The organism is Wolbachia endosymbiont of Litomosoides sigmodontis, from assembly GCF_013365435.1.
GTDB lineage: Bacteria > Pseudomonadota > Alphaproteobacteria > Rickettsiales > Anaplasmataceae > Wolbachia.
Window position 1 is genome coordinate 480,668 of sequence record NZ_CP046577.1, and the last position, 26,817, is coordinate 507,484.

20 protein-coding genes and 1 tRNA gene are annotated in these 26,817 nt (G+C 32.8%); 17 read left to right on the forward strand and 4 right to left on the reverse strand.

The window, feature by feature from the left end; genetic code table 11:
• Positions 1–10: 10 nt before the first annotated feature.
• The 6 genes from GOY07_RS02040 to GOY07_RS02065 all read left to right on the forward strand — a co-directional run bounded on the left by GOY07_RS02040 (position 11) and on the right by GOY07_RS02065 (position 4,672).
• A complete protein-coding gene (locus GOY07_RS02040; protein WP_175837835.1) occupies positions 11–877 on the forward strand; it encodes a 4-(cytidine 5'-diphospho)-2-C-methyl-D-erythritol kinase in 867 nt (288 codons plus the stop codon).
• Between the two features lie 4 nt (positions 878–881).
• A complete protein-coding gene (locus GOY07_RS02045; RefSeq protein WP_175837836.1) occupies positions 882–1,247 on the forward strand; it encodes an Mth938-like domain-containing protein in 366 nt (121 codons plus the stop codon).
• A gap of 1 nt (position 1,248) precedes the next feature.
• A complete protein-coding gene (locus GOY07_RS02050; RefSeq protein WP_175837838.1) occupies positions 1,249–2,058 on the forward strand; it encodes a metal ABC transporter permease in 810 nt (269 codons plus the stop codon).
• Positions 2,059–2,188: 130 nt separating this feature from the next.
• Positions 2,189–2,386 (forward strand): hypothetical protein, encoded by a 198-nt coding sequence (locus GOY07_RS02055; protein WP_175837840.1) that lies wholly within the window; start codon positions 2,189–2,191, stop codon positions 2,384–2,386.
• Between the two features lie 5 nt (positions 2,387–2,391).
• Positions 2,392–3,411, forward strand: coding sequence for a DNA polymerase III subunit delta (holA, locus tag GOY07_RS02060; RefSeq protein WP_175837842.1), 1,020 nt, complete (start codon positions 2,392–2,394; stop codon positions 3,409–3,411).
• Positions 3,412–3,565: 154 nt separating this feature from the next.
• Positions 3,566–4,672 (forward strand): D-alanyl-D-alanine carboxypeptidase family protein, encoded by a 1,107-nt coding sequence (locus GOY07_RS02065; RefSeq protein WP_175838516.1) that lies wholly within the window; start codon positions 3,566–3,568, stop codon positions 4,670–4,672.
• A 925-nt stretch (positions 4,673–5,597) separates the two neighbouring features.
• On the opposite strand, the gene dxr is transcribed toward GOY07_RS02065, so the two are convergent.
• Entirely contained in the window at positions 5,598–6,767 is a 1,170-nt protein-coding gene (gene dxr, locus GOY07_RS02070; RefSeq protein WP_175837844.1) for a 1-deoxy-D-xylulose-5-phosphate reductoisomerase, read from the reverse strand.
• A gap of 93 nt (positions 6,768–6,860) precedes the next feature.
• On the reverse strand, positions 6,861–7,358 hold the full coding sequence (locus tag GOY07_RS02075; protein WP_175837846.1) for a hypothetical protein: 498 nt from the start codon (positions 7,356–7,358) through the stop codon (positions 6,861–6,863).
• A gap of 400 nt (positions 7,359–7,758) precedes the next feature.
• On the opposite strand from GOY07_RS02075, the gene clpB reads away from it, so the two are divergent.
• From clpB to GOY07_RS02125, 10 genes are all read left to right on the forward strand, one after another.
• The gene (clpB, locus tag GOY07_RS02080) at positions 7,759–10,320 is read left to right on the forward strand and encodes an ATP-dependent chaperone ClpB (RefSeq protein ID WP_175837848.1); all 2,562 of its coding nucleotides are present in this window, start codon (positions 7,759–7,761) and stop codon (positions 10,318–10,320) included.
• 27 nt (positions 10,321–10,347) lie between these two features.
• Positions 10,348–15,081, forward strand: coding sequence for an NAD-glutamate dehydrogenase (locus GOY07_RS02085; protein ID WP_175837850.1), 4,734 nt, complete (start codon positions 10,348–10,350; stop codon positions 15,079–15,081).
• Positions 15,082–15,086: 5 nt separating this feature from the next.
• A complete protein-coding gene (tatB, locus tag GOY07_RS02090; RefSeq protein ID WP_175837852.1) occupies positions 15,087–15,383 on the forward strand; it encodes a Sec-independent protein translocase subunit TatB in 297 nt (98 codons plus the stop codon).
• Positions 15,355–16,743 (forward strand): PleD family two-component system response regulator, encoded by a 1,389-nt coding sequence (locus tag GOY07_RS02095; RefSeq protein ID WP_175837854.1) that lies wholly within the window; start codon positions 15,355–15,357, stop codon positions 16,741–16,743. Before tatB ends, GOY07_RS02095 begins: the two co-directional genes overlap by 29 nt.
• 700 nt (positions 16,744–17,443) lie before the next feature.
• Positions 17,444–20,785, forward strand: coding sequence for a DNA polymerase III subunit alpha (gene dnaE, locus GOY07_RS02100; RefSeq protein ID WP_175837856.1), 3,342 nt, complete (start codon positions 17,444–17,446; stop codon positions 20,783–20,785).
• Between the two features lie 48 nt (positions 20,786–20,833).
• A complete protein-coding gene (gene rpsF / locus GOY07_RS04660; protein ID WP_175837858.1) occupies positions 20,834–21,616 on the forward strand; it encodes a 30S ribosomal protein S6 in 783 nt (260 codons plus the stop codon).
• A complete protein-coding gene (gene rpsR / locus GOY07_RS02110; RefSeq protein WP_175837860.1) occupies positions 21,616–21,891 on the forward strand; it encodes a 30S ribosomal protein S18 in 276 nt (91 codons plus the stop codon). Before rpsF ends, rpsR begins: the two co-directional genes overlap by 1 nt.
• A gap of 7 nt (positions 21,892–21,898) precedes the next feature.
• Positions 21,899–22,378: a 50S ribosomal protein L9 gene (gene rplI, locus GOY07_RS02115; RefSeq protein ID WP_175837862.1), complete on the forward strand. Its 480-nt coding sequence runs from the start codon at positions 21,899–21,901 to the stop codon at positions 22,376–22,378.
• A 189-nt stretch (positions 22,379–22,567) separates the two neighbouring features.
• Complete coding sequence (purB, locus tag GOY07_RS02120; RefSeq protein WP_175837864.1) at positions 22,568–23,863, forward strand: adenylosuccinate lyase; 1,296 nt, start codon at positions 22,568–22,570, stop codon at positions 23,861–23,863.
• Positions 23,863–23,938 (forward strand) — tRNA-Met (locus GOY07_RS02125). The genes purB and GOY07_RS02125 overlap by 1 nt, the downstream gene beginning before the upstream one ends.
• 353 nt (positions 23,939–24,291) lie before the next feature.
• Here the strand turns inward: GOY07_RS02125 and GOY07_RS02130 are convergent.
• On the reverse strand, positions 24,292–24,567 hold the full coding sequence (locus tag GOY07_RS02130) for a helix-turn-helix domain-containing protein (RefSeq protein ID WP_175837865.1): 276 nt from the start codon (positions 24,565–24,567) through the stop codon (positions 24,292–24,294).
• 25 nt (positions 24,568–24,592) lie between these two features.
• A complete protein-coding gene (gene rpmG, locus GOY07_RS02135) occupies positions 24,593–24,793 on the reverse strand; it encodes a 50S ribosomal protein L33 (protein WP_175837867.1) in 201 nt (66 codons plus the stop codon).
• A gap of 162 nt (positions 24,794–24,955) precedes the next feature.
• On the opposite strand from rpmG, the gene GOY07_RS02140 reads away from it, so the two are divergent.
• Positions 24,956–26,728 (forward strand): Rne/Rng family ribonuclease, encoded by a 1,773-nt coding sequence (locus GOY07_RS02140; RefSeq protein ID WP_175837869.1) that lies wholly within the window; start codon positions 24,956–24,958, stop codon positions 26,726–26,728.
• The last annotated feature ends 89 nt before the right edge of the window (positions 26,729–26,817 follow it).

Here is a 26,817-nt window from a genome sequence, read left to right on the forward strand (position 1 = left end):
AGATATATAAATGAAAAGTTTTTGTGTAAAAGCTCCTGCAAAGATCAACCTTTTTTTGCATGTTATAGAAAAAAAAGAAACAGGGTATCACTTGATTGAAGGTTTATTTGTCTTCGCTAATCTTTCCAATTTCTTAGAAATAAAAGTAGGTGAAAAGAATTTTAGGTATGATAATACTATAGTTGAATTTGTAAATTCTGAACTAAAAATAAACAATAAGTACAATACCATAATGAGAGCAGTTGATCTATTACTTAGACATGCTCCTGTACGTACTAAAGTTACTGTAAAGGTTGTAAAAAACATACCGACTGCTGCAGGTTTGGGTAGTGGTTCTTCAGATGCTGGAGCTGTGATACGTACGCTAGGAAAATTATGGAAAATTGACAGAACAATCCTAAATGAAATAGCTTTAAGTGTTGGTGCTGATGTTCCTGCAAGTATAGATAGTAAGCCAGTTTTGGTTAGGGGTATTGGTGAAAAAATATGCTATATTAAAAAATTCTCCCTACCTACAAATATAGTACTTGCAAAACCGAAAAAAAAGTTTTTGAGCACGCCAGAGGTATTTTCTAAATATGAAGGGAACTTTTCTAAGCCAATTAAGTGGAGAGGTGATACTGAGAAAGATTTATTAAAACTCCTTAAAGAGACAGAAAACGATCTTCAAGAAATAGCAATAAGTCTTGTCCCTGAAATTAAAGATGTGATATTAGCATTAGAGTCGCAAGAAGGTTCCATACTTTCTCGCATGTCAGGTAGTGGTGTAACATGCTTTGGAATATTTGATAGTGAAAAAAATGCAAAAACTGCCGCAACTAATCTCAGAGAAAAGCAGCCAGAATGGTGGGTATGTGACACTCAATTAATAGTTTAATTTTATGGATATAATTCCTTTAATTTCTAAGAGAAAAAACTTCATAAATGGTTACAGTGAAGGGAAATTTTTAGTAAATAATCAAGAATATCATGGCTCAATTATAGTTTTTCCTGAAATGGTGATTAAGTTAAAAGAAAGTGATATAAATAGTAAGGAACACTTTAATTTTTTTTTAACAGAGGAAATAGAAGTTTTGTTGATAGGTACTGGCAAAACACGAAATGTACCACATTCTTCAGTGAAGTCCTACCTTATGGAACAAAAAGGTTTAAATTTTGAATTTATGACAACTGACGCAGCATGCAGAACTTATAATGTTTTAATATCCGAAGACAGGTTTGTTGTTACTTATCTAAAGATAATATAGTATGTTAGTAATATTTACGCAGGATTTTTTCATCAATAGTCTAATTGCGATAGTAATAATTAGCCTAGTAACAGGTGCCTTAGGATCATTTATGATATGGCAAAGATTATCATATTTGGGTGATAGCTTATCTCATTCTTCGTTGCTTGGCATTGCATTGGCTTTAATCTTTAAGATTAGTCCATCAATAAGCATTATGCTTATTGCAATTGCATTTGCTATACTACTTTCCCTTAATTTTAATAGGCTATATTCTGTTGATACGATATTGAATATTGTTACTAATGTAGTTTTATCATCAAGTTTAATATTGATGTCCTTTCTCCCATCAAGTAATAGTAGCATTATTAGCTCGCTATTTGGAGACATATTAACACTAGAACAGAGTGATATAGTATTAATTTCTTTAACCTCAATAGTAGTTGCTATGATATTAATATTTAGATGGCGTTACTGGTTAATAATTTCAATTAACCAAGATTTAGCAATAGTTGAAAAAATTAATGTAAATTTGGTTAGGCTAGAATTTTTAATTACTCTTGCTATATTTACAGCAGTGTCTGCCCAATTAATAGGGATACTACTTATTGCTGCGTTTTTGTTGATACCAGCAGCATCTGCAAGGCTTGTTTCAAAAACTCCAATGCAAATGATTATTATTGCAACAGTTTTTTCTTTGATCTCTGGAATATCAGGCCTCATATTATCTGCAAGTTTTGACTTATTGACAGGACCGGCAATTATACTTATTGCAGCTACATATTTAATTATTGCTTATTTTATAAGGTTGATGTTAAATAAGTTGGCTTGATTTCATTTTCAAGTATGAATGCATTTGTAATGCATTAGTTATGTGATACAGCTACTTTAGGATGAAATAGTTTTTGCTATATTATCCTTAATATGGTAGTGATAAGTTTTTAATTTTATGGAGTAATAATATGGCAGATGAAGGATTTTTTTTAAAATACTTATTTCAACCTATGAAAAAGTTTTACCGTAAGTATATTCTCAGAGAGATAGATGTATTAAATGACACACAGGATACGGGGAGTGATGTACAAGAAAATTCAGGATCTTTAGGTCATATACAGCAAAATGAGTTAGCTATTCATATACATGACAATGATATTATATAGAGTACATGAGGATTGCGCCGTCTAATATTAAGAAATTTTTAGAAAAACCTGATACTTTAAGTGGTGTGTTGCTTCATGGAAGTGATAACAGCAGAGTTGATTTCTTTGCGCAAGAAATAGTAACTAGTTTGAGTGAATATTCAGTTCAGGTGATGGATTTTGCAATGGTGAATAAGTCGCCTAGTCTATTACTTTCTGAATTAGTAAACATTTCAATGTTTACTAGTAAAAAATTAATCAAACTAATAAATGTAACTGGAAATATATCTAAAGAATTAGAAAGTGTATTAGATTATAATACAAGTGATCACTATATAATGATGATAGCAACTGATCTTTTGTGTAATTCCACAATTAAAAGTTATGTAAAAAGCTCAAAAACTTTTGGTGTAATTTCTTGTTATAAGGATAACAGTAATAATCTTTATGGCATAATATCAAGCTACTTGAAACAAAACAACATAAAATATAAAAATGAGATAATTTACTACTTACAGTCCTACTTCAATTATACCAGTATGTCTATATATTCAGAACTTGAGAAATTAATTTTATATTTAGGTGAGAGAAAAGATCTTAAACCAGCTGATATAGAGTTGTGCCTTTCAACTTCCAGCAATGATTATGTTACACTTGATAATCTGTGTTCTGCTATAGCAAGCAAAGATGTGGCAAATTTTATCAAAATCTCAGATGCATTGATATTACAGAAAAATTTCTCACCTATAGGACTAATTCGTATTATGTCAAATTATTTTCTACGCCTTGAAAATGTCTTGTTGTTAATACAAGGTGGGATGAATGAACAGGCTGCGATCAATCAGCTGAATCCTCCATTATTCTTTAAGCAATTGCAAAGCTTTAAATCCCATTTGAAAATTTTTCAACTTTCAGAGCTTAAGAAGATCTTAGAAAGCTTGATAGGCGTAGAGGTTGCCTGTAAAAAAACTGATTTAGATCATAAAATGATTTTTCAACATGCATTGCAAATGGCTGACACTGAAATATGTGGTATCTCGTCATAGATTCTGCTAGCTGGGTAGTGGAATGACGGTTATCATGAATCTATCATATAAAATCTATTATATCATACATATAAAAGTTTTATCTTAATTTCATTGAAATATGTATGTAAAATTATACTATTAATTAGTGCACAATACATTTGAAGTTATGAACATATTAGGCAAGTTGGTAATCCTGCTGTTAATTTTTGTACTTCCTTTTTCTTCATATTCATATCAATTTAGAACTAAAGCAAAGCAAGCAGCAGTTTTAGATTTAGCCTCAGGCTTATTCATTTTTGAACATAATTCTGACGAAAAGATGGCTCCATCTTCAATGAGCAAGCTAATGACTTTATATGTAGCATTTGCTTATTTAAAAGCTGGAATAATAGATATAAAAGACAAATTTCAAGTAAGTAGAAAAGCGTGGGAGAGAAAAGGCTCTTCTATGTTTTTAAAGGAAGGTCAATCTGTTTCGGTGAAAGAACTGCTTGAAGGAATTGTAACGGTTTCAGGTAATGATGCTTGCATAACACTAGCTGAGGGCATTGCCGGATCAGAAGAGGATTTTGTAATTGAAATGAACGAAATTGCACAAAACTTAAACCTAAGCAACAGTTACTTTGTTAATTCAAGCGGATGGCCAGATGAGGATCATTTTATGAGTGCAAAGGATTTAGTAGTACTAGCAAAAAGGATTTTTACTGATTTTCCTGAATATTACGATTTATTCTCTGAACAATATCTAACATATAACGATATTGTACAAAAAAATAAAAACCTTTTACTTTTCCATGATATTGGAGTTGATGGCTTAAAGACTGGTTACACAAATACTGGTGGTTACGGTATTGTAGTTTCTGCGAAACGAAATGATAGGAGAATTTTTGTTGTTGTAAATGGCTTAAACTCTGAAAAAGAGCGAATAGAAGAAGCAAAAAGACTGATACAGTATTCCTTTAATCATTTTAATACTAAGAAAATATTTGCTAAGAACAGTGTAATTGAAGAAATAAATGTCCTATACGGAAAGGAGAGAAAAGTATCTGTTACAGTTGCACACGACGTTACCATAACTTATAACCGCAATCTTCGTGATAAAATTAAGGTGCGTGTTGAACATAAAGATATAATACCTGCACCCATTAAAAAAGGGCAAGAAGTAGGTAAAATTTTTATAGAAATACCAGGTGTAGAGCAGCAAATTACACCACTTTATGCAGTAAATGACGTAGAGGAATTAAACTACATAGAAAAGTTTTTTAGAATGTTGTTTTAAGTTTAAATATCACCTGCACCAAAAATACCAATTTTAATACACTTAAGAAAATTTATTGCTAGAAACACCTCATGTAAAGAAGTAGTGGGATAAGAGTGTAAATTAGATACCAAAGTCTCTCAGTTAGTATTAATATTCGGTGCAAATAAGCTAGAATTTTTTTCATTTCTAGAATTAATTGTACTGTAAAGATAAAATTTTTTTTCTACTTAATTTTACTTTAACCTATGTTCTAACACCTTTTTCAAACTATTTATGTCTAATTTTCGAATGTATGATAAAACGCAATTCATTAAAGAAAAATAACTCTTATTCATGATGCTTACCCAATAATTTCATTCATGTTTTTTGCACTTTTCTTATCTACTTTATATCTTGTTCACTGTGAATTGGCCTTGACGCAATATACAAAAACTTCATTTTCGTATTACTGTAGATTTACTGACATTTAAGCTAAATTTTTTCTAGAATTCTTAATTCTATTTTTTTTAATGGTAATACTAAGATTTTCTTATATCCATACTTCAACTTATCCAAATTGACTTTAATTCAATCTAGTTTTTTTACGACATTGAGAGAAGTAAACAATTTTACTTCTCTTTAATCCATGTAGTTAATGTTGTTTTTGAAATGCACATATTTTTGCTACGTGATTTCTTTTTCATATATTCTCTATCCGTTTCTTATATAGTGGTAATTAATATAAATTGTTTCAGCTATAAGTTTTAAGAAATTTATTAAGTAAGAGAGAAGCAAAAGAACTACTGTTAGCTAATTATTCACTACCTGTTCTCAAAATTTGCGTTTTTACTATCTCATGCTTTAACAATTAAAGCTTAAGCTTATGTTAGGTAAAAGGCCTTAATGTTATGGTTAAAGAAGGCTGGCAAGATTTGTTAAATAAATTTCTTATTTCTATCGGCTACTATGATAACTTAAGAACTTTATTTTTGATAATTTCTTTAGCAATAGCGCGACTTTCAAGATCAATGTTTATTATATCAGGTAGCGAGTTAATGTCAGTGTAATTGACAAAATTCTCTACTGTTGACTCTACTACTTTTGTTATTTCCAAAAAGGAAATTCTTGATTTTAAAAATTTATCAACAGCTACCTCATTTGCAGCATTAAGCACTATACTATTTATGTGTGGAGAAGAGGAATTTAACACTTCCATGCTAAGCTTTAGCGCAGGAAAGCGCCTATAATCCAGCTCTTGAAAGGTTAGTTTTTGCTTTGTTAAATCCAATTTATAACTCAAGGCCGAACTTTCTGGCCAAGACAGAGCATATGAAATGGGAATTGTCATATCAGCTTCTGCGAGCACAGCAAAGTTGAAACCATCTTTATAAGCTACAATCCCATGTATTATAGATTCAGGATGTACTATTGCTTCAATTTTGTTTGGGCTAATATTAAATAAGTTATATGCTTCTATCATTTCCAGTGCTTTATTCATCATAGTTGCACTATCAACTGAGATTTTCTTTCCCATATTCCAAATAGGGTGACTAAGTGTTTGGCCTACCGTAACATCTTTTAATTGTTCAAGGCTATAATTTAAAAATGAACCACCAGAAGCAGTAAGTATAATTTTTTCTACACATCTATTGCTATTCTGCAAAACTTGAAAAATTGCGTTGTGTTCAGAGTCAATAGGAATTATCTGTACGTTTTTTTCTTCAGTTTTCTTAAGTAATAATTTTCCACCACAAACAATACTTTCTTTATTTGCTAATGCAATGACTTTAGTACCACTCTCTATGACGCACATGATTGGCTCAAGGCCTGCAATGCCAACTACTGCAATAACTGAGAGATCAACTGGCAGAGAAGCAATATTTGCTAGACCATCAGCACCAACTTCTACTTTGATGCCTGTACCAAATAGGCTTTCTTTTAAATCTTTGTAAAACCTTTCATTAGAGATAGCAACATACCTTGCATTTAGCAGCTTTGCTTGATATGCCAGTAGAGCAAAATTTGAATAGGTACTGAGTGCTTCTACTTGATATTCTTCATTCCTCTTCAAGAGTAAATCTACGGTCTTTTTTCCAATGTTTCCTGTCGATCCTAAAACTGAAATTTTTTTCACTAAAATAAACTCATGTTAATTATAATTAATTTAGGAGAAGCGCCACTTCTCAAATATTTGCAATTATTCAATAACTCATAAAATAAAATTCATCTAATCACTAAGTTTATGTTCATGGCCATCATCAACGAGTGGTGAAGGGCTAGGTGAAAAAGACTGACCATGGTAATTACCTGCATCATGTATGTCATGCAAGCCATTGGCATTATTAGCAATTTGATTACTAGCATGTGGAAAATCATCTTGATGAAGCCCTTCTTCACTATTGGCTATACCCATTCCTTCTGATAGCATATCTTCTCCATTGCTACCTGAAAAATGTTCTGCAAAATTCTCAAAAAACTTTATACCAAACATATTGCCTGATTTTCCAAATAACGTTGCAAGATTGCCGCTTACCAAACTTTCAAGCACATTGCTGTAAGCAGAAATTGCACCTTCATGAAAGTTGAATAGCCACTTCATTCCATCTACAATTGTTGCAACAGAATCACTATAACCAAGACCAAAACCGCTCTTTTCTACTTGATGCTCCTGGTATCGTTGTTGAGCTTGCCACTCCGCAATGTTTGGACCCTGGGCTTCAGTCATAAATTTTTATTCTAAATCCTAGATTATCATTTTACTACAAATATCGCTAAATATCAATAGGGCTCTTGAATAACTATGTTTTAAATATGTAGAAAAATGGTGTTTATTGGGTGCTTGTAGCGTATATAGTCTTTACATAGTCAATATCAAGCAAAAAAATAACTTGGCAAATTTTAACATAAAAAATACTTGACGAGTTTTGATTATAGCATATAGTGTTAACCTTAATTTCTTGCAATTTTATGGTGAAAAATGGTAATTATGCATGTAAGTCTAAGATGTTAGTTGCATGTGTTGAGAACAATAATCATAAAATTTTACCTAGCAGCAAACAACTTCTAGTTTAAAATCAAGGAAACAATTGCTATATATAGCAAAAAATTAGAGTTAAGCTTATATTATGGACTTAAATAAATTTACCGAAAAAGCAAAAAGCCTAATTCAAAGTGCCCAAATGAAAGCATTGGGAGCAGGGCATCAGGTTTTTATGCCTGAGCATTTACTAAAAGTGATGCTTGAGGATGAATCAGGTTTAATTCAGGATTTAATAAGTGCTTGCGGTGGAGATATGCAAAGTATTTCTGAAGCTGTGAGTAACGTAATAAAAAAAATTCCAGTAATTGAAGGTCCAGGAAGTAGTGGTCTTCAACTCTCAAGAGAAGTAGCAAAAGTCTTTGAAGATTCAATTGATCTGGCTAAGAGGAACAAAGATTTATTTGTCACCGTTGAACGTTTACTGCAGGGATTGACTGCACAAAAAAATGATACTGTAGGTAAAATTCTGACAGAAAATGGTGTCACACTACAAAAATTGAGTTCAGTTATTGCAGAAATGAGAAAAGGTAATAGTGCAGATTCGCCTAACAGTGAGGAAAAATTAAATGCGGCGAAGAAATACACAAAAGATGTTACAGGTCTTGCTATGCAAGGCAAGCTTGATCCCGTAATTGGTCGTGATGAAGAGATTAGGAGAACCATGCAAGTATCACTGAGACGAACAAAGAATAACCCAGTACTAATAGGTGAACCTGGTGTTGGAAAAACTGCAATAGTTGAAGGTCTTGCAAATAGAATTGTTGCAAATGACGTGCCGCTTGGTTTACGTGACGCAAAAGTTTTATCCTTAGATCTTGGTGCATTAATTGCTGGAACAAAATTTAGAGGAGAGTTCGAAGAAAGGTTAAAGGCTGTTATTAATGAGCTTTCAAAAGCAGAGGGAAAAGTTATCTTGTTTATAGATGAGCTTCATACTTTAGTTGGGGCAGGAGCGACAAGTGGTGCAATGGACGCTTCAAATCTGCTGAAGCCTGCTCTTGCACGCGGAGAAATTCGCTGTATAGGAGCCACAACTTTAGATGAGTATCGTGAACATATAGAAAAAGATCCTGCGCTTGCAAGGCGTTTCCAGCCTGTGTTTATTTCTCAACCAACTGAAACTGATACTATCTCTATACTAAGGGGTTTGAAAGAAAGATATGAAGTGCATCATGGTATCAGAATTACGGATGGTGCAATAATTGCTGCTGCAACGTTATCTGATAGGTACATAACAGATAGATTTTTACCTGATAAGGCGATCGACTTGATTGATGAAGCAGCGAGCAGGGTGAGAATTGAAATGGATAGCAAACCTGAGATTATTGATGAACTTGAAAGGAAGATTGTACAGCTAAAAATTGAGTCAGAAGCTTTGAAAAAAGAACGTGATGAGAATTCTAAGCAGCGCCTAAAGAAGATAAATGAAGAAATCGAAAACCTAAATAGTAAATTTGCTGAATTAAACAGTAAATGGCAAATAGAAAAGAATAAAATAGCTAGAATACAAGAAACAGCTGAGAAATTAGATAATGCAAGAAAAGAGCTGGAATTAGTCCAGCGTAGTGGAAATTTAGAAAGAGCAGGAGAACTGATGTATGGTGTGATTCCTCAACTTGAAAATAAATTAATAAATCAGGAAGAAGTTACTGATAGTTTCTTAAAGAAAGAAGTTACCGAAGATGATATTGCAAATATTGTTTCAAGGTGGACAGGAATTCCAGTTGATAATATGATGCATAGTGAAAGAGAAAAACTCCTTAGCATGGAAAATGAAATAGGGAAAAGGGTGATAGGGCAAAAGGATGCAATAGAAGCAATAAGTAATGCAGTTAGGCGCTCCCGTTCTGGTGTTCAGGATACTAATCGACCTTTCGGTTCATTTTTATTTTTAGGCCCAACTGGAGTTGGAAAAACTGAACTTGCGAAAGCCCTTGCTGAATTTCTGTTTGATGATCAATCAGCACTTCTGCGCTTTGATATGTCAGAATACATGGAAAAACATTCCGTTTCAAAGTTAATTGGTGCACCTCCAGGATATGTTGGCTATGAGCAAGGTGGAAGATTAACTGAAGCAGTAAGAAGAAGGCCATATCAAGTAATATTGTTTGATGAAATAGAGAAAGCAAGTTCAGATATATTTAATCTATTATTGCAGATTTTAGATGAAGGCAGGCTTACCGATAGCCATGGCAAGCTAATTGATTTCCGCAATACTATACTAATTTTAACTTCTAACCTTGGTGCTGAAATAATGCTCAAAGGAGTTGTCGACTCTACAAAGAGTGAAGTGATGCAAATAGTTAAGTCAACATTTCGTCCTGAGTTTTTGAACAGGCTTGATGAAATTATTATATTTCATAGTTTAACCAAGGAAGACATTTACAAAATCATAGATATTCAATTTCTTTATCTACAAAAAATAATTGTTAAGCGCAAACTAAGTATAAGTTTATCACAGGAAGCTAAAGAATTAATAGCACAAGTTGGCTATGACTATGAATATGGGGCAAGACCACTAAAAAGGGTAATACAAGAATGTATTCAAAATAACTTAGCTAAGTTGATTTTATCGGGAGAAGTAGCAGAAGGTGATAGATTAATAGTGTACGCTTTTAATAATGAAATCTTAGTTAAAAAGGTTTAGGTTTATTATATATTTTAGTTAAAAAAGATGTGTGTGGATTACAGTGTTGACACTGAGTCTTTATTAAAGTTGGTTAATCAAGAAAACCAGAAAGAAAAGGCAAAAGTTAAAGAGTTTATCAAATATTTTTATAATTTTGTTTATAATAGTGATTTAAAGATTAATGATAAATTTCTTTTATACATTGTAGAAGATGCATATAGCTTCATTTCCAAAAAAGAAAAAGAAGAAAGCAAATTGATGGTAAGTAATGCAAGTGACATACCAGGAATAGAAGGTAATTTTACTACAATTAAGGTAATAAATAACGATATGCCTTTCTTGGTTGATTCTGTTATTGCTACCATCAAGTCGCATAACTTACCCATATGCTACTATAGTAATAGTATAATTAATATACAAAGAAAAAGTGGCATGATTAACGAAATTTGTAATTTAGAAGAGGATAATGGTATCAAGGAATCAGTGATATATGTAATTATTAAAGGTATAAGTAATAGTTTTGTTGATATATTAAAAAAGTCGTTGCAAAAAACACTAGAGGCAGTCAATTGTGTTGTAAAAGACTGGCCATTAATGCTTAAGAGACTTGATGAGGCAAAAGATCCTCTTTCCATTGCCCGAGTAGTTGACACTGAGATCCAATTAGTACCCTACACTAAGATGACATCAGGCGGAGATTTTTTGGCTTGGCTAAAAAATAATAACTTTGTATTTTTAGGTTATCAAGAACTTATTGCAGACAAGGATGGAAAGCTAGTTCCCAATGATGAAGGAAATCTTGGTTTAATGAAAACAAGTCAAGAGTATCGGAATTCATCGATCTCCTCTGAAGGCTTATATCCTTTATACATATTGAGATCAGACTTAACTTCAATAGTTCATAAGCGTACATACATGAATTGTATAGGTGTAAAAGAATCTAACAACCAAGGTGATGTGGTAAAGGAACGGCATTTTTTCGGGTTATTCACTTCTGTAGCAGAAGTTCAAGACATTCGAACTATTCCGTTGATAAGAGATAAAGTTAAAATAATAGAAAAGAGAGCAGGATTTTTGCCTGGTGGTCACAATAATAAAGCTTTAATTTCTATTTTACAAGCATTCTCTTGTGATGAGCTATTTCAATCAAATGAGGATGAGTTATTTAAGATTTGTATTTCAATTATGTCTCTTGCAATTAGGCCAAGAGTAAAATTGTTTTTAAGAAAAGCAAGGGACTTTATTAGTTGCATAGTGCTGATACCGATGCGTTATGCAAGCTCAAGGTTAATGTTCAAGATACGTGATATATTAAAAGATGAAATAAACGCAGCAAATTCAGATATTTATAACAATCACATTATCAATGAATATGATTTAATGAAGTTGCACGTAGTACTAAAGGTTAAGGATGCTCATGTTTTTGACGATGAAGTTTTGCGTATCGAAAACAAGTTAAGAAACATTACAGAAAAATGGGAAGACCGTTTTATAGATAATTTGTATAACACTCTTAGCACTGTTGAAGATATATTCGTCCGTTATTGCAAGGCATTTCCGATAAGTTATCAAGAGAGCTTTGAACCTCATGATGCATATTATGACATGAAGAAATTAGAGACAGTAAGGAAGAAGGGAGTTAGCGAAGTCGATTTAAGGCTTACTCACGATAATCTCAATTATCAGTTAAAAGTTTACACTCCAGGCAATGGAGGCCTTGAATTGTCAAAGATATTAAGAATCACTAAGAATCTAGGAGCAAAAATTCTATCGCATAATGGTTATTATATAGAAATCAATGGTGGTATATGGATACACCATTTTGTATTGTCAAGAGTTGACGAATTGATAGATAACATTACTCTTAAGGAACAATTTGAAATAACGCTTGCAAAAGTGTTTAGAAAGGAAATTAAAAATGATTATTTCAATAGCTTAATTATTATTGCTGGTCTGGAATGGAAAGAAGTGCTTTTAGTTAGGGCGCTAAGTGCTTACCTGAAGCAGACGTCATTTAACTACAACCCAGAATACATTCAAAAAGTAGTCTCAGAATATCCAAAAATAATAAAGTATTTGACACAGTTATTTCATGTAAGATTTGATCCTAGTATAGATATTGATAGAATAGAAACTACAAACATTTTTAGAGAAAAAATCGAGGAATTCTTAAAAGAGATTAGCAACGTTTCGCATGATTACGTCTTGCGCTCAATATTTAACTTGATAATGGCTATTTTAAGGACCAGTTACTATCAAGATGATAAATCCCGCTTATCTATAAAATTTGATTCAAGTAAAATAAATGGTCTGCCAGATCCGTGTCCATATCGTGAATTGTATGTTTATTCAAACCTTTTTGAAGGAATACATTTAAGAGGGGGAAAATTAGCACGTGGAGGTCTAAGATGGTCAGATAGGACAGAAGATTTTCGTACTGAAGTTTTAAGCCTCATGAAGGCTCAGATGACAAAAAATGCAGTCATTGTCCCTGTTGGTGCAAAGGGTGGATTTGTAATAAAGAAAGTGTACAAAGACAAAAATATCTTAAGGAAGAAAGGTATTGAGTGCTATAAGGATTTTATTAGAGGCATGCTTGCTATTACTGATAACATAGTTGATGGTAAAATAGTTCCACCAGAAAACGTAGTTAGATATGATGAAGATGATCCGTATTTAGTAGTTGCAGCAGATAAAGGTACTGCCTCATTTTCTGACTATGCTAACCAAATAGCCTATGAGTATAATTTTTGGCTTGGTGATGCATTTGCATCTGGTGGATCAGCAGGTTATGACCATAAAAAGATGGGTATTACGGCTAGAGGAGCGTGGATTGCAGCACAGAGGCACTTTTGGAAAATGAATAAGGATATTTACCAAGGTGTGAGTATTGTTGGAATCGGAGACATGGCTGGCGACCTGTTCGGAAATGGTATGCTGCTTTCAAAAAATATACGTTTAATCGGTGCATTTAACCACATGCATATTTTTGTTGATCCAAACCCTAATGCAGAAAAGAGTTTTGCAGAACGTAAACGCCTTTTTGAGTTACCATTTTCAACTTGGATGGACTATAACAAAGATCTGATTTCTCATGGCGGTGGAATATTCGAACGCAGCAGCAAGCAAGTAAATATCTCTCAAGAGATGAAAAAGTGCTTTGATATAACGAAAGACACATTATCTCCAAGTGATTTAATTCAATATCTTTTGAAAGCAAAAGTGGATTTTATATGGAATGGAGGGATTGGCACGTTTGTTAAAGCAAAGGGTGAAAGCCACGATACGGTTGGTGATAAAGCAAACGACGAATTAAGAGTGAACGGAGAGAATATTAGAGCTTCTATGTTCATAGAAGGTGGCAATCTTGGTTGCACCCAACTTGGAAGAATAGAATATGCTAAAAGAGGTGGATATATCAATGCAGATTTTGTTGACAATTCAGCAGGAGTAATATGTTCTGACCTTGAAGTTAATATCAAAATTGCATTCGTCTCAGTTATGAAAGGAGGTAATATTTCTTTGGAAAAAAGGAATAAAATACTGGCTAGCATGGTGAATGAAGTTGCATCTAAGGTACTTGAAGACCATAACAGAATTGAAACAAAAGCATTACTTCTTGAGTGCTTACAAGCTAAAGAGAGGTTAGAGCAGCACCATAGGTTATTACTCAATTTGGAAAAATCTGGACTGTTAAATCGAAGTGTAGAGTTTCTTCCTGCAGATGAGGAAATAGCTAGAATGTTAACTGGAGCGGAGGGCTTTAGCTCTCCTCAGCTTTCTGTTTTAATGTCTTATGCTAGAACAGCAATAAAAAATGAAATTATACATTCTGACTTGCCTGAAAAAGATTTTTTGTGCCGCAATTACTTATTAAATTACTTTCCACAAAAGATGGTAATGGAGTTCAAGGATTCCATATTAAAACATCAACTTCACAGAGAAATCATTTCCACCTGCATTGTAAATGATGTAGTGAATAGGATGGGATGTATATTTATTAATAATCTGGTTGAAAGTACTGGAATTAAAGTGTATGAAGCGGTGAATGTTTATATTGTTGTTAATCACTTGTACAGTTTAAATAGCTTATGGCAAGAAATTGATGAATTAGACGGAAAGATTAATATCAATTCATACTTGCAAATAGTGAGAAATGTGCAGAAATTTATCGGTAGAGTATCATTTTGGTTAGTAAAAAATCTTGGCAAACTTAGCTTTGCAGAGCAAGATAATATTACAAAATTTAAAAATGCAATTGAAACTTTAGGCCAGAATTTAACTGAAATTCTAGACGAACACCTATTAAAAACCTATAACCGTGAATCTTCTTTTTTAGCAGAACTCAATATAAATAAAAATCTAGCAAAAAAAGCTGCTGACCTGTGCGTCCTTGCTTATGCGCTGGATATCATATCTATCGCTGAGCAAACGTCCTTGTCTACCCTTGATGCTGGAAAAATATACTTTGAGTTAAAATCACTGCTGAGGTTTGACCTGATTAGAACAATTGCTGTTAAGATGAAAAGTTATTCCTCTTATTGGGATCGTAGTTTAATTAACGATTTACTAGACGATTTAAGTAATTATCACTATAATCTAGCTGTCAAAGTTATAAAAGCCACTAATAACTACGGAGATAAGGTTCAAACTTGGGCCCGCAATGATAAAGATTGCATAGAACGTTACAACAGTTTTTTAGATGAGATGGTTGCTTCTAAACTTGATTTAAGCAAATTAATATTTATAATTAGAAGAATTAAAGTACTTGCTTTATAAGAAAAATGTTTAGTATAGGTCTTTCAGAAGTTCTATTTGTAGTTTTAGTTAGTATAATTGTTCTTGATAAAAATAAGGTACCTGTATTCATTGATCTTATTAAGAATATCTATAGGTATCTTATTATCATAAAATCAAAAGCTAGGAAGTTGTTAAAAGATGCTGGAATTGAAGAGTTATATAAGGGATATAACGCTGAAAAAGTAAATTATATAATTGGTAAGGATGGTAAACTTTATCCTACTTATAACATAGATAATATACCTAAAGGTAATGACAGCGAGGATTCTGGTAGTAGATGACGTACCATCTAATGTTAAGCTTTTAGAAGCTCGACTAAAAGCAGAGTACTATACGGTTATTGTAGCTCATGATGGTGAAGAAGCAATAAATTTAGTGGCAAAGCAACAGCCTGATATTATATTACTCGATATCATGATGCCAAAAATAAATGGCTTTAAGGTTTGTAAGAACTTAAAGAGCGATCCCTTAACAACCCATATTCCAATAATTATGGTGACTGCACTACATGACACTCACGATAGAGTGCAAGGCATTAACGCTGGTGCAGATGACTTCCTAACTAAACCAATAGATGAAACTGCCTTATCTGCAAGAATTAAGTCTCTCACACGCTTAAAGATGATTATAGATGAACTACGTTTAAGAGGAGAAACTAATGCTGAGATTGGCGGGGTGGCAGGAAGCAGTATTATGGACTATTCTAATCAGATCTTTGATTCCAACATACTTGTTGTAGATGAGGACATCTTTCAAGCAGAGCAGATATATAATATACTAAAGCAACGCTTTAGGTCAATTAATATACTAAATGATCCAATGGAGGCATTGAAGATTGGTATTGAGGGTAACTATGATCTAATTATTTCTGACATGCAATTTTTAAAAACTGACGGACTGCGTTTGTGTTCTGAGTTTCGTAGCAAAGTAGAAACACGATATACACCAATTCTGATCCTTTCAGAAGATTATAATAAAAACAACTTAGTAAAAGCACTTGATGTAGGAGCTAATGATTACCTAACAGTGCCTCTGGATGAAAGTGAATTAATAGCAAGAGTTAATTTACAAGTGAAACGCAAAAGATACCAAGATGCCTTGAGGATGAACTTATTTAACAATGCAGAAATGTCCATAAAAGATCCACTCACTAACTGTTACAACAGAAGATATTTTGACGCGCATTTAAGAAACATTGTCAAAGACTCTGTAGAGAAGAATAGGAGATTATCTCTTATGATACTAGATATAGACTATTTTAAGATAGTAAATGACGATTTTGGACATAGTGCCGGAGATGAACTTTTAAAGCAAATACAGAAGAGAATTTCTGAAAACATTAGAGTGACAGATTTGTTAGCTAGGTTTGGCGGTGAGGAATTTGTTGTTGTAATGCCAGATACCAATATATCAGATGCATACATTGTTGCAGAGAGGATACGTAAAATTATTGCTACAGAACCTTTTATACTTTCGGATAAGAACATAACACACAATGTAACTGTGAGCATTGGGATTGCAGAAATGCAAGAATCAGATCTTGATAGTATCAAAAAATTTATAGTACGCGCTGATAAATATTTATATAGAGCAAAAAATAGTGGCAGAAATAGGGTGGTTATACCAATTATCCCTTTATAAGGAATGGATAGATAATAATGAAAAAAAAAGCAAAAATATGTTTCATTTAAAGAATATCATTAATTATATGGATAGAGTTATCATTCTTTAATGAATTACTGTTGGTACATATTCAAAAATTGAATACGAGTGGTGTAAAAATGGTGTTAGGATACAGGTTAAAGTAAAATTGGATAGATACAAAATTTTTATCTCTACAGTGCAATTAATCCTAGAAATGGAGGGAGTTATAGCTTATTTATACCGAATGTTAACACTAATTGTATGAATATATTTTTTGAACAAATATTGCAATATTTAAAGACACGAAAATCCTTTCTTATCATGATTGTGCTAGTTGATATAAGTCAAAAAGTTTAAATGTGCTAAAAATTATATACCTACCACCATACTTACATGGGCTCAATCCTATAAAGTCTGCGCAATATTACTTATTTGGTGCACTGACAATGAGAATTGGTATTAACTACTGAAATTCAGTTATTAATGCTATATTTAGCATACTATAGTGCTTGAACGCTTTATAAGCACGTTTCAGCTTATATAGTAAAAGTTTAGGAATATTGTAAAGATATAAAGTATACATAGTATAAAAAATTAAATACAAACTTTGAGAATAAGCTTTTGTTTCCATGAAGTTATATCTTTATGAGTAAATTAATGTTATCCTTATTATTGCTTGCTGATCTAAAATTTTTTGATGTTTATACACTTGCGTGTTCATAGTGTTTATTCTTTACTTGAAAGTTCGGTTAAAATTGAGGAGCTGATAAGTCTTTGTTTGTGGAACAAAATGCCGGCAGTTGCAATTACTGATTCGGGTAATTTATTTGGTTCACTTGAATTTTCAGAATACGCAGCAAGTAAAGGAATACAGCTAATAACAGGATGTGATATTATAGTTAGGCATTCAGAACAAAATTTACCTATATTATTGCTTGCAAAAAATGAGCAAGGATACACTAATCTAGTTACTTTGGTAAGTGATTCTTTCAGAAAGCGTCAAAATAACAGCGATATTCCTTATGTTGATTTTGGTGAGCTATTAAATTTAAGCACAGGTCTGATCACTTTAGCTGGTGGATGTGATGGAATATTAGCTCAGCTGTTATTAAAGCAAGATAAAGAAACAGTTGAAAAACTGCTTTCAGCGTTCAATGGTCACTTATATATTGAACTGCAGCGTCACGGGTCAAATAAAGAATTGGAGCTTGAAGAAACCTTGATAAACTTTGCTTACCAGCATAATATACCACTTGTTGCAACAAACGATGTATTTTTTCTAAATAGGTCTGACTATGAAGCTTATAATATATTAACGTGTATATCGGAAGGGAGTTATGCTCTGGAAAATAACAGAAATAAGCTAACTACTGAGCATTATTTTAAGTCTGTGGAGGAAATGGAAAAGCTGTTTAGTGATATTCCTGAAGCAATTCATAATACTTTAGTAATAGCTAAGCGGTGCTCTTACATGCCAAGAAGCAGGCAGCCTATTTTGCCTAAATTTCCTTGTCGAGAAAATAAAACTGAGAATGAAGAATTAAAGGAGCAAGCAACTGCAGGATTAAGGTTTCGTATTGCAAATGAAATAGACATAGACCTTAAACAATACTATGACCGGCTGAATTATGAACTAAGTGTAATAACTTCAATGAACTATGCTGGCTACTTTTTGATAGTTTCTGACTTTATTCGCTGGAGTAAGGCAAATAGCGTTCCAGTTGGTCCAGGAAGGGGTTCAGGTGCTGGATCAATTGTTGCTTGGGCATTGCAGATTACAGACTTAGACCCAATAAAATTTGGCCTGATCTTTGAAAGATTTTTAAATCCAGATCGTATATCGATGCCTGACTTTGATATTGATTTCTGCCAGGAAAAAAGGGACTTAGTTATTGGTTATGTTCAAAAGAAATATGGTTATGTTGCTCAAATAATTACTTTTGGTAAGTTACAAGCAAAGGCCGTGTTGCGTGATGTTGGAAGGGTATTACAAATGCCTTACACTCAAGTGGATAAAATATCTAAAATGATTCCATTTAATCCAGTAAATCCTATAACTTTATCACAAGCAATAGAGTTTGATCAAAACTTACAGAAAGAACGGGATAGTGATGAAGTAATTGCAAAGCTTCTTGATATTTCTCTTAAGCTTGAAGGAATATATCGCCACGTTTCAACTCATGCTGCTGGAATTGTGATATGTGATCAAAAATTAGAAAATTTCGTTCCTGTGTACTACGATCCAAACTCAGCTCTACCAATTACACAATACAGCATGAAGTATGTTGAGAAAGCTGGGCTGATAAAATTTGATTTTCTTGGACTTAGTACATTAACGCTAATAGATCACGTTCATCGTTTAATTAATCGCAATGGGAAAAAGATTGACGTTTCCTCAATTTCCTTGAATGATTGCAAAACTTACGAAATGCTCTCAAACGGTGATTCAATTGGAGTATTTCAGCTTGAAAGTTCTGGGATGAGGGAAGCTTTAATCAAACTAAAGCCAGACTGCATTGAAGATATCATTGCATTAATCTCTCTTTATCGTCCAGGACCTATGGATAATATTCCAACTTACATCGCAAGAAAGCACGGACTTGAAAAACCAGATTATATTCATCCATTACTTGAAAGTGTATTAAAAGAAACATTTGGAGTGATAATCTATCAAGAACAGGTGATGGAGATAGCACGCATTCTTTCTGGATATAGTCTTGCAGAAGCGGATTTGCTAAGACGTGCTATGGGTAAGAAAATTAAAGCAGAGATGGATAAACAACGTGAACTTTTTATTCAAGGGGCAACAAAAAATGGCGTTGATTATGATAGGGCAAGTTATATTTTTGACCTTGTTGCAAAATTTGCTGGTTATGGGTTTAACAAGTCTCACGCAGCCGCATATGCAGTTATATCTTATCAAACGGCTTATCTTAAAGCTAATTATCCGTTAGAATTTTTTACGGCCTTAATGAATCTGAATATCGATGATAGAGATAAATTGAATTTGTTTTATCATGCTGCGAAATTTAGTGGTGTTTCTATTCTTTTGCCTGACATAAGAAAATCTAAGGCTGAATTCTCAATAGAGGGCAAGCACATACGCTACGGTATTGCTGCTCTGCGCAATGTTGGTTTTTCTATAGCAGAAGGGATAGTGAATACACGTTCAAGCGCTTATAAGGACATATGGGAGTTCATTCAAAATTCAGGTTATATAATAAATAAAAGAGCACTGGAAAGCCTAATTAAGTCCGGAGCATGTGATAGTGTGCATAAGAACAGAAAACAACTATACGAATCAATGGACACACTGATTTACTTTGCGAATAAAAATAGACAGGATAGAGAATCAAATCAAGCTGTTTTGTTTGATAATTTTGATGTTCTAAAGCCGAAACTTAAGGAAGTAAAAGATTTTAATGAAGAAGAAAAATTAGAGCATGAGTTATTTTCGCTAGGGTTTTATTTAACTAGCCATCCACTTGAAAAGTTTAGAACTTTTCTTGAGAAGCTAAATATTGGATTTATTGGAAAGAATAAGACAGCAAAGACTGCTGGTGTAATATTAAATATGCGTATGAGAACCTCAGCGCGTGGGAGATTTGTTATACTTACGCTTTCTGATCCTCATAATGTTTCTGAAATAGCGTTCTACAATAATGAAGTAATAGAGGAGAAAAGGAATTTATTTTCGCCTGGAACATTTGTGATAATTGATCTTAAAACTTCGGAGAATACAACAAGATTAGTGGGAATGGATATATCAGAATTTACAGAAAAGACTGCCTCTATAATGAAAAGTTTAATTTTAACTACTGAATGTGCTGATTCACAAAAAGCTGCTATGGAGTTAAATTCAGTATTAAAAGGTGGCAATGGCAAAACTAAAATAATGCTCAGACTTCTCTGTGAAAAGAATACAGTGAATATCTTGCTGCCTGGTACATATCTAATTACCCCTCAAGCTGTTTATGAAATATCTAACTTAAGCTGGATTAAAGGCATAGAAATTGATACAAATGGCTTGCTTATCTGAAAAAGTTATATATAATGAAATATTTAATCAAAATTAAAGGAAAGTATAGTGAATTTTTATGAATTTACTTTCATAGCGCAACAGGGGTTATTGCAGCAAGAAGTAGAAGGAATGGCTCAGGAGCTAGGTGTTTTGTTAAGAAGTATTAAAACAGATATTATGTTACAGCAAATTAAGGGTGTTTTGGAAAAGGGAAATGACAATTTTACAAAACGAAGTTTAGAAATGCATGCTAAAGATATTCAAGAAAATCTAATTTTTTACTCTAATTTATTGGAAAGTTTTGAAAAGATTTTATGGATTGAACTAGAAGAAGATCTTTCAAATTTGAAAGAAGTAAAATTGAAAATTAGCGAAGAATTGAAAAATGACCTAAAAGGTTTAGGAATAGTACAAGATTTTATAAGGCCCACAGATGGTGGTAAGCAAATTGCTAAGAATACATTTATTTGCAATGCGGTCAGTCCTTTAAAGGAAGCTGTTTTAAAGTACCTCATGAAGACTTTTCAAAGGATTTTACAAGATTTTGGGATGGCGAGATCAAGCCAATTTGATAAAATATTAGAGATGCTTTTAGACAACATTGAAGCTTTAGGGTTGATAAAATATGAATACTGGGGTTTATTAGATTTTGCATACCCAATAAATAAGATGAAAAGTGGTCATTATTGTATGATGTGCATAAGTTCTACCTCAAGCATTATGAATGAGTTTGTGCGTAGAATAAAGCTCAATGAGAACATTGTTCGCCACTTATCTGTGCATGTCGATAAATTTTTTGAAGGTAAGTCTTATATGATGAATAAACAAATTGAGGAACAAAGCGCATAATGACAAAGAAGCGAAATAATTTTACTGATTCTTATGTATCTGTAAATAATAGAACTGGGTTTAAGCGTTCTAAAGTTTGTCCTCTTGCTACTTTTAGAGATGAAGACATAGACTATAAGAATACAGATTTATTATCAAGGTTTACCTCTGACTATGGTAGAATATTACCTAGGAGATTAACAGGGGTATGTGCAAAAAAACAAAGAAAATTGCGCTTAGCAATCATAAGAGCACGTTTTTTGGCTCTTGTTCCTTACTGTACTAAAAAAGTTTAGGTAGTATATGTTAGTAATTTTGAAAGAAAATATTAGAACTCTTGGTAAATTGGGTGAAATTGTAAAAGTAAAGCCTGGTTACGCACGTAATTTTCTTTTTCCACAAAGGAAAGCAGTAAAAGCTACTAAGGAAGGTATAGCAAAACTGGAGGAGCAGTGTTCTTTTTTAGAAGAAGAGAATATAAGAAAATTGAAGTTGGCAAGGGAGCTAGCAGCGTCTCTTGCTGGTAAGTTTGTGGTATTGGTAAAGCAAGCTTCTGAAGATGGTAAGATTTTTGGTTCTGTAACAACAAGGGAAGTTGCAAAATCTTTGTCGCAAGAGTATGAAGTTGATCACCGTAAAATATCTTTTAATGGAGTAAAGATAAGAAATTTAGGTGAGTATCGAGTAAATATAGAGCTTCATAGTGAAGTAGTAGTACAAGTTGCTGTGCATGTTGTAAGGTCAGAAATAGATGCACATGAGTTGAAGCAGGTAAAATCGTAAAAGCCAAAAATTTAATAACAAGAGAAGGAACAGAATGAAGTTAGAGCAGCTACTGATAGTAATAAAGTTGATCAAAAGTAATCTTTTATTATAACTATGAGAAAATGTTTTTCATAGCTAAATTAGTGCTATTTCAGTATTTAGCACTGTGGGTTAGTATACTTAGAAACAAAAAGTGGAGGTCATTCTATGATACCTCGTTATAGCCGTAAAGAGATATCTGCTATCTGGGAGGAAAATAATAAATTCAACATATGGCTCAAAATAGAAAGGTTAGCATGTGAGGCTCAAGCAAAGTTAGGGGTAATTCCAAGTAATGTTGCTCAAAAGCTTTCTTGTCCTATTAAATTTGATGTTGAACGTATTAACGAGATTGAATCTACTGTAAAACACGATGTTATAGCATTTTTAACTTATATCGCTGAAAAAGTGGGAGTTGATGTACGTTACCTCCACTACGGGATGACAAGCTCTGATGTATTAGACACATGCTTTGCTGTACAGCTAAAAGAGTCATGTAATATTCTACTTGAGAATCTAAAAAATTTACTTATAGTGTTAAAAAAAAAAGCTGAGGACTATAAAGTTACTGTATGTGTTGGGCGCAGTCACGGAATGCATGCAGAGCCAACAACGCTTGGGTTAAAATTTACTAGATTTTATGCAGAATTTAAACGTGGTTATCAAAGATTAGTTAATGCACAAAAAGAAGTTTCAATTTGCAAAGTATCAGGTGCGGTAGGTAATTTTGCAAATATTGATCCGTTTGTTGAGGAATATGTGGCAAAAGGGATGGAACTCATACCAGAGACCGTATCGTCTCAAATAATTCCTCGTGATAGACATGCCATGTTCTTTTCAATTTTGGGAGTAATTGCAAGCTCAATAGAAAATGTTGCTGTTGAAATTCGTCACTTGCAAAGAACTGAGATTGGGGAAATTTCTGAATATTTTTCTACTGGACAGAAAGGAAGCTCTGCTATGCCACATAAGTGCAATCCTATTTTAAGCGAGAATTTAACTGGACTCTCACGTTTAATACGTAGTTACGTATTTCCTGCGTTAGAAAATGTTGCATTGTGGCATGAACGAGATATATCACATTCATCTGTGGAAAGATATATTGCTCCTGGTGCTTGCATAATAATGGATTTTGCTTTAGTGCGATTAACGGATTTGATAGACAAATTGGTGATTAATAAAGAAAATCTTGCAAAGAACTTAAATTCTTCAAAAGGTTTAATTTTCTCACAGCGTGTATTACTTGAATTAGTAAATAGTGGTTTAGCAAGGGAAGAGGCGTATAAAATTGTTCAGGGTAATGCAATGAAAGTAAAAAAAAAGGACAACAGTGATTTTTTATTCGAATTGAAACAAGACAGGTCTTTACTTGAAATCATTAACTCTGAAGAACTTGAATCTTTATTTGATTTAAAATATTATACGAAATATGTGGATTATATATACAAAAAGGTCTTTGACTAGGCTGAGTAGCTCAGTTGGTAGAGCAGGAGGATCATAATCTCTTGGTCGTGGGTTCAATTCCCTCCTCAGCCACCAATTATATTAATTTTAATATACTACAAAGCCAGCAAAAACTGCTTCCATGGTACTAGGTTAGTTACACTCCATTAAATTAAAGAAATTGCAAATGAGTTTCCTGCCTGTTATCTGTATGAGGTAAATGGGGAAAGTTTAAAAAATTAATAAGGCTATTATTAGTGAGTATCCTGAACAAGAGTTATTTTTCTTGAAAAGACGTTAGAACATAGTCTAAAATGAAATTAGCGAGCTTAATTCTATTAAGAGGTTTAGTTGTATATAAAATAGAATATTGTACATAATAAAGCTAATATAATTGGTTTTCTTATTCTCACTTGCAATTGAATAACATGACCTTATTGTATGTTATGTTACATAGATTGAGGATTATGTTTTATTTTCATGTTTATGTCTTGATCCAATGCAACTAATAAGTTGAGCAAGTATTCTAAAGAGAATCCTTCAATTTTTGACTTATTAATTTGAGATACTTTGGGCTGGTCAATCTTTAGAGCAATTGCTGCTTTTTTCTGTGTTCTATATCTCTTATTTATTAGCTGTGCAACAATCTTTATTAATTTCAGTTTCGTATCTTTTATATCATCTAACTCTATTGTTATAGGATAATTTAATTGTAAATTTTGCATAGTAACAACTTCCTTGATAAAAAAATTACTTTAGCCTTTCTTCTTTAAACAGTACATGCCTTCTGACTACTGGGTCATACTTTCTAAACTCCAGTTTCCTAGTAAGCTTTTTTGGATTACGCTTTTTTATGTAAAAGTAGCCTGTTGATTTTTCTTCGCCTGTGCTTGTTATTTTTATTGCGCTGCTAATTAACTTTACAAGCAAAGAAGCATTTTTTTTTGCCATATTTAATATAGTAATATAAATCCTTTATGAGTTTATTATACAAAGTGCTAAAAGTCAATCATTTTGTGCCTTAGAACAATGTAAGTTGCAAAATTCTTGACAATCGACAGTACATTGAGTAACATAAAGTTAATTTTGGAGTGCAAAGTAAACGGTAGATAAGTGATAAATGGTGGTAAGAGATTACTATTAATAGAAAATTCTATCTGTTCTGATGAAGTAAGAGTTGCTTTATCAGCTGACAATAGAGTTGTAGAATTTGAGCAAGAATTTAAAGAAAAAAGACAATTAAGAGGTAATATATATGTTGCTTGTGTAAAACGCATAGAGCCTTCCTTGCAAGCTGTATTTATTGAATATGGAAAAAACAAGCAAGGTTTTTTATCTTTTTCTGAGATATCTCCAGACTACTTCAATATTCCAGAAAAGGAAAAAGAGGCTTTCTTTGAAGGTTGCTCGAATGATGATTGTGCAGAGGAAAGTGTCAGTGTATCAACAAATATTTCTTCAGATTTAGTAATTAATAAGAATGTTAACGAATCAGGTAATGGTTTTGCAAGAGAGGTGTCTCTATATAAGAGATACAAGTTGCAAGATGTTATTTCAGTAAATCAAAGATTATTGGTTCAGTTAACTAAGGAAGAACGAGGTAATAAAGGAGCTTCATTTACAACATATATAACTTTAGTAGGTAGATACTGTGTTTTCATGCCTAATTCCGTGAGTAAAGGTGGAATTTCCCGCAGAATTGAAGATGTTAGTGTCAGAAAGCAGTTAAAGGATATATTAAATTCAATAGAGTTGCCAAAAAGGTCTGGTTTAATAATAAGAACCATTGGCTCTGGGAAGAGTAAAAAAGAAATTGAGCAGGATTATAATTATTTATCTTCATTATGGCAGAATATTCAAAAAAGTGCTTCCTCTGTAAGTGTTCCATCATTGATTTATAATGAAGCAGACCTAATTATGAGGTCTATTCGTGATTTTTGTAGCAATGATATGGAGGTTATAGTATCTGGAAAGGAAGCTTTTGAAACAGTAAGACAATATGCTAAAAATGCATTAAAAGGTAGTAAGTTACGTTACAGGTTGTATAGGGGTTTTATTCCAATCTTTACTTATTACGGAGTCGAAGAGCAAATTTCTGAATTATACAGCAATAGAGTAAAATTGCCGTCTGGTGGATCTTTGATAATAACTTTAACTGAGGCATTTGTTTCAATAGATGTAAATTCAGGGAAGATGACAGGGGAAGATAGTATAGAAGAGACAGCTTATAGAACTAATATGGAAGCAGTGCCTGAAATATCAAGACAGGTAAATTTAAGAGGCTTATCTGGGTTGATAGTGGTAGATTTTATTGACATGTTAAGGTATCAGTATTGTAGAGCTGTTGAGTCTGCTATTAGGCAAGCATTTAAGGATGATAAAGCTAGAGTTCAATTTAGTTACATAAATGACTTTGGTTTAATGGTGTTTTCAAGGCAAAGAATAAAACCAAGTATACAAGAAATTAATACTACAGAGTGTTTGCACTGTAAAGGGGTTGGAAAGGTGAAGTCAAATGAGGTGATTGTTGCATCAATATTGAGAGATTTGCAATACATTGCTAGTAGAAATCGAAATAGATCATTTGATTTAGTAGCGCATGGTACAATTATAGCACATATTTTTAATAATAAACGCAGTACAGTATCTACAATCGAAAAAGAGTTTAATATCAAATTAAATGTTAATGCTGATAGCAATTTAAGTGTAGATACGTTCGTTTTGAAACGAGGGGATGACGTTAATTGGGGTGATTACAAGCCATTACAAAACTCTGGTTACAAGCTTGAAAGTAGCAGCAACGAAAGAGTCTCTGATTCAGAGAAATTACAAGGCAGTTTTTGGTTAACTAGGTGGCTTTCACGTATTTTGAATACTAATAGCTAACTGGAAATCCTATAAAAGGGACTTGTAATCGACGAGTCCTATACTTATATATTCTTATATCAGACAACATTTATTAAGGGAGTATTCAT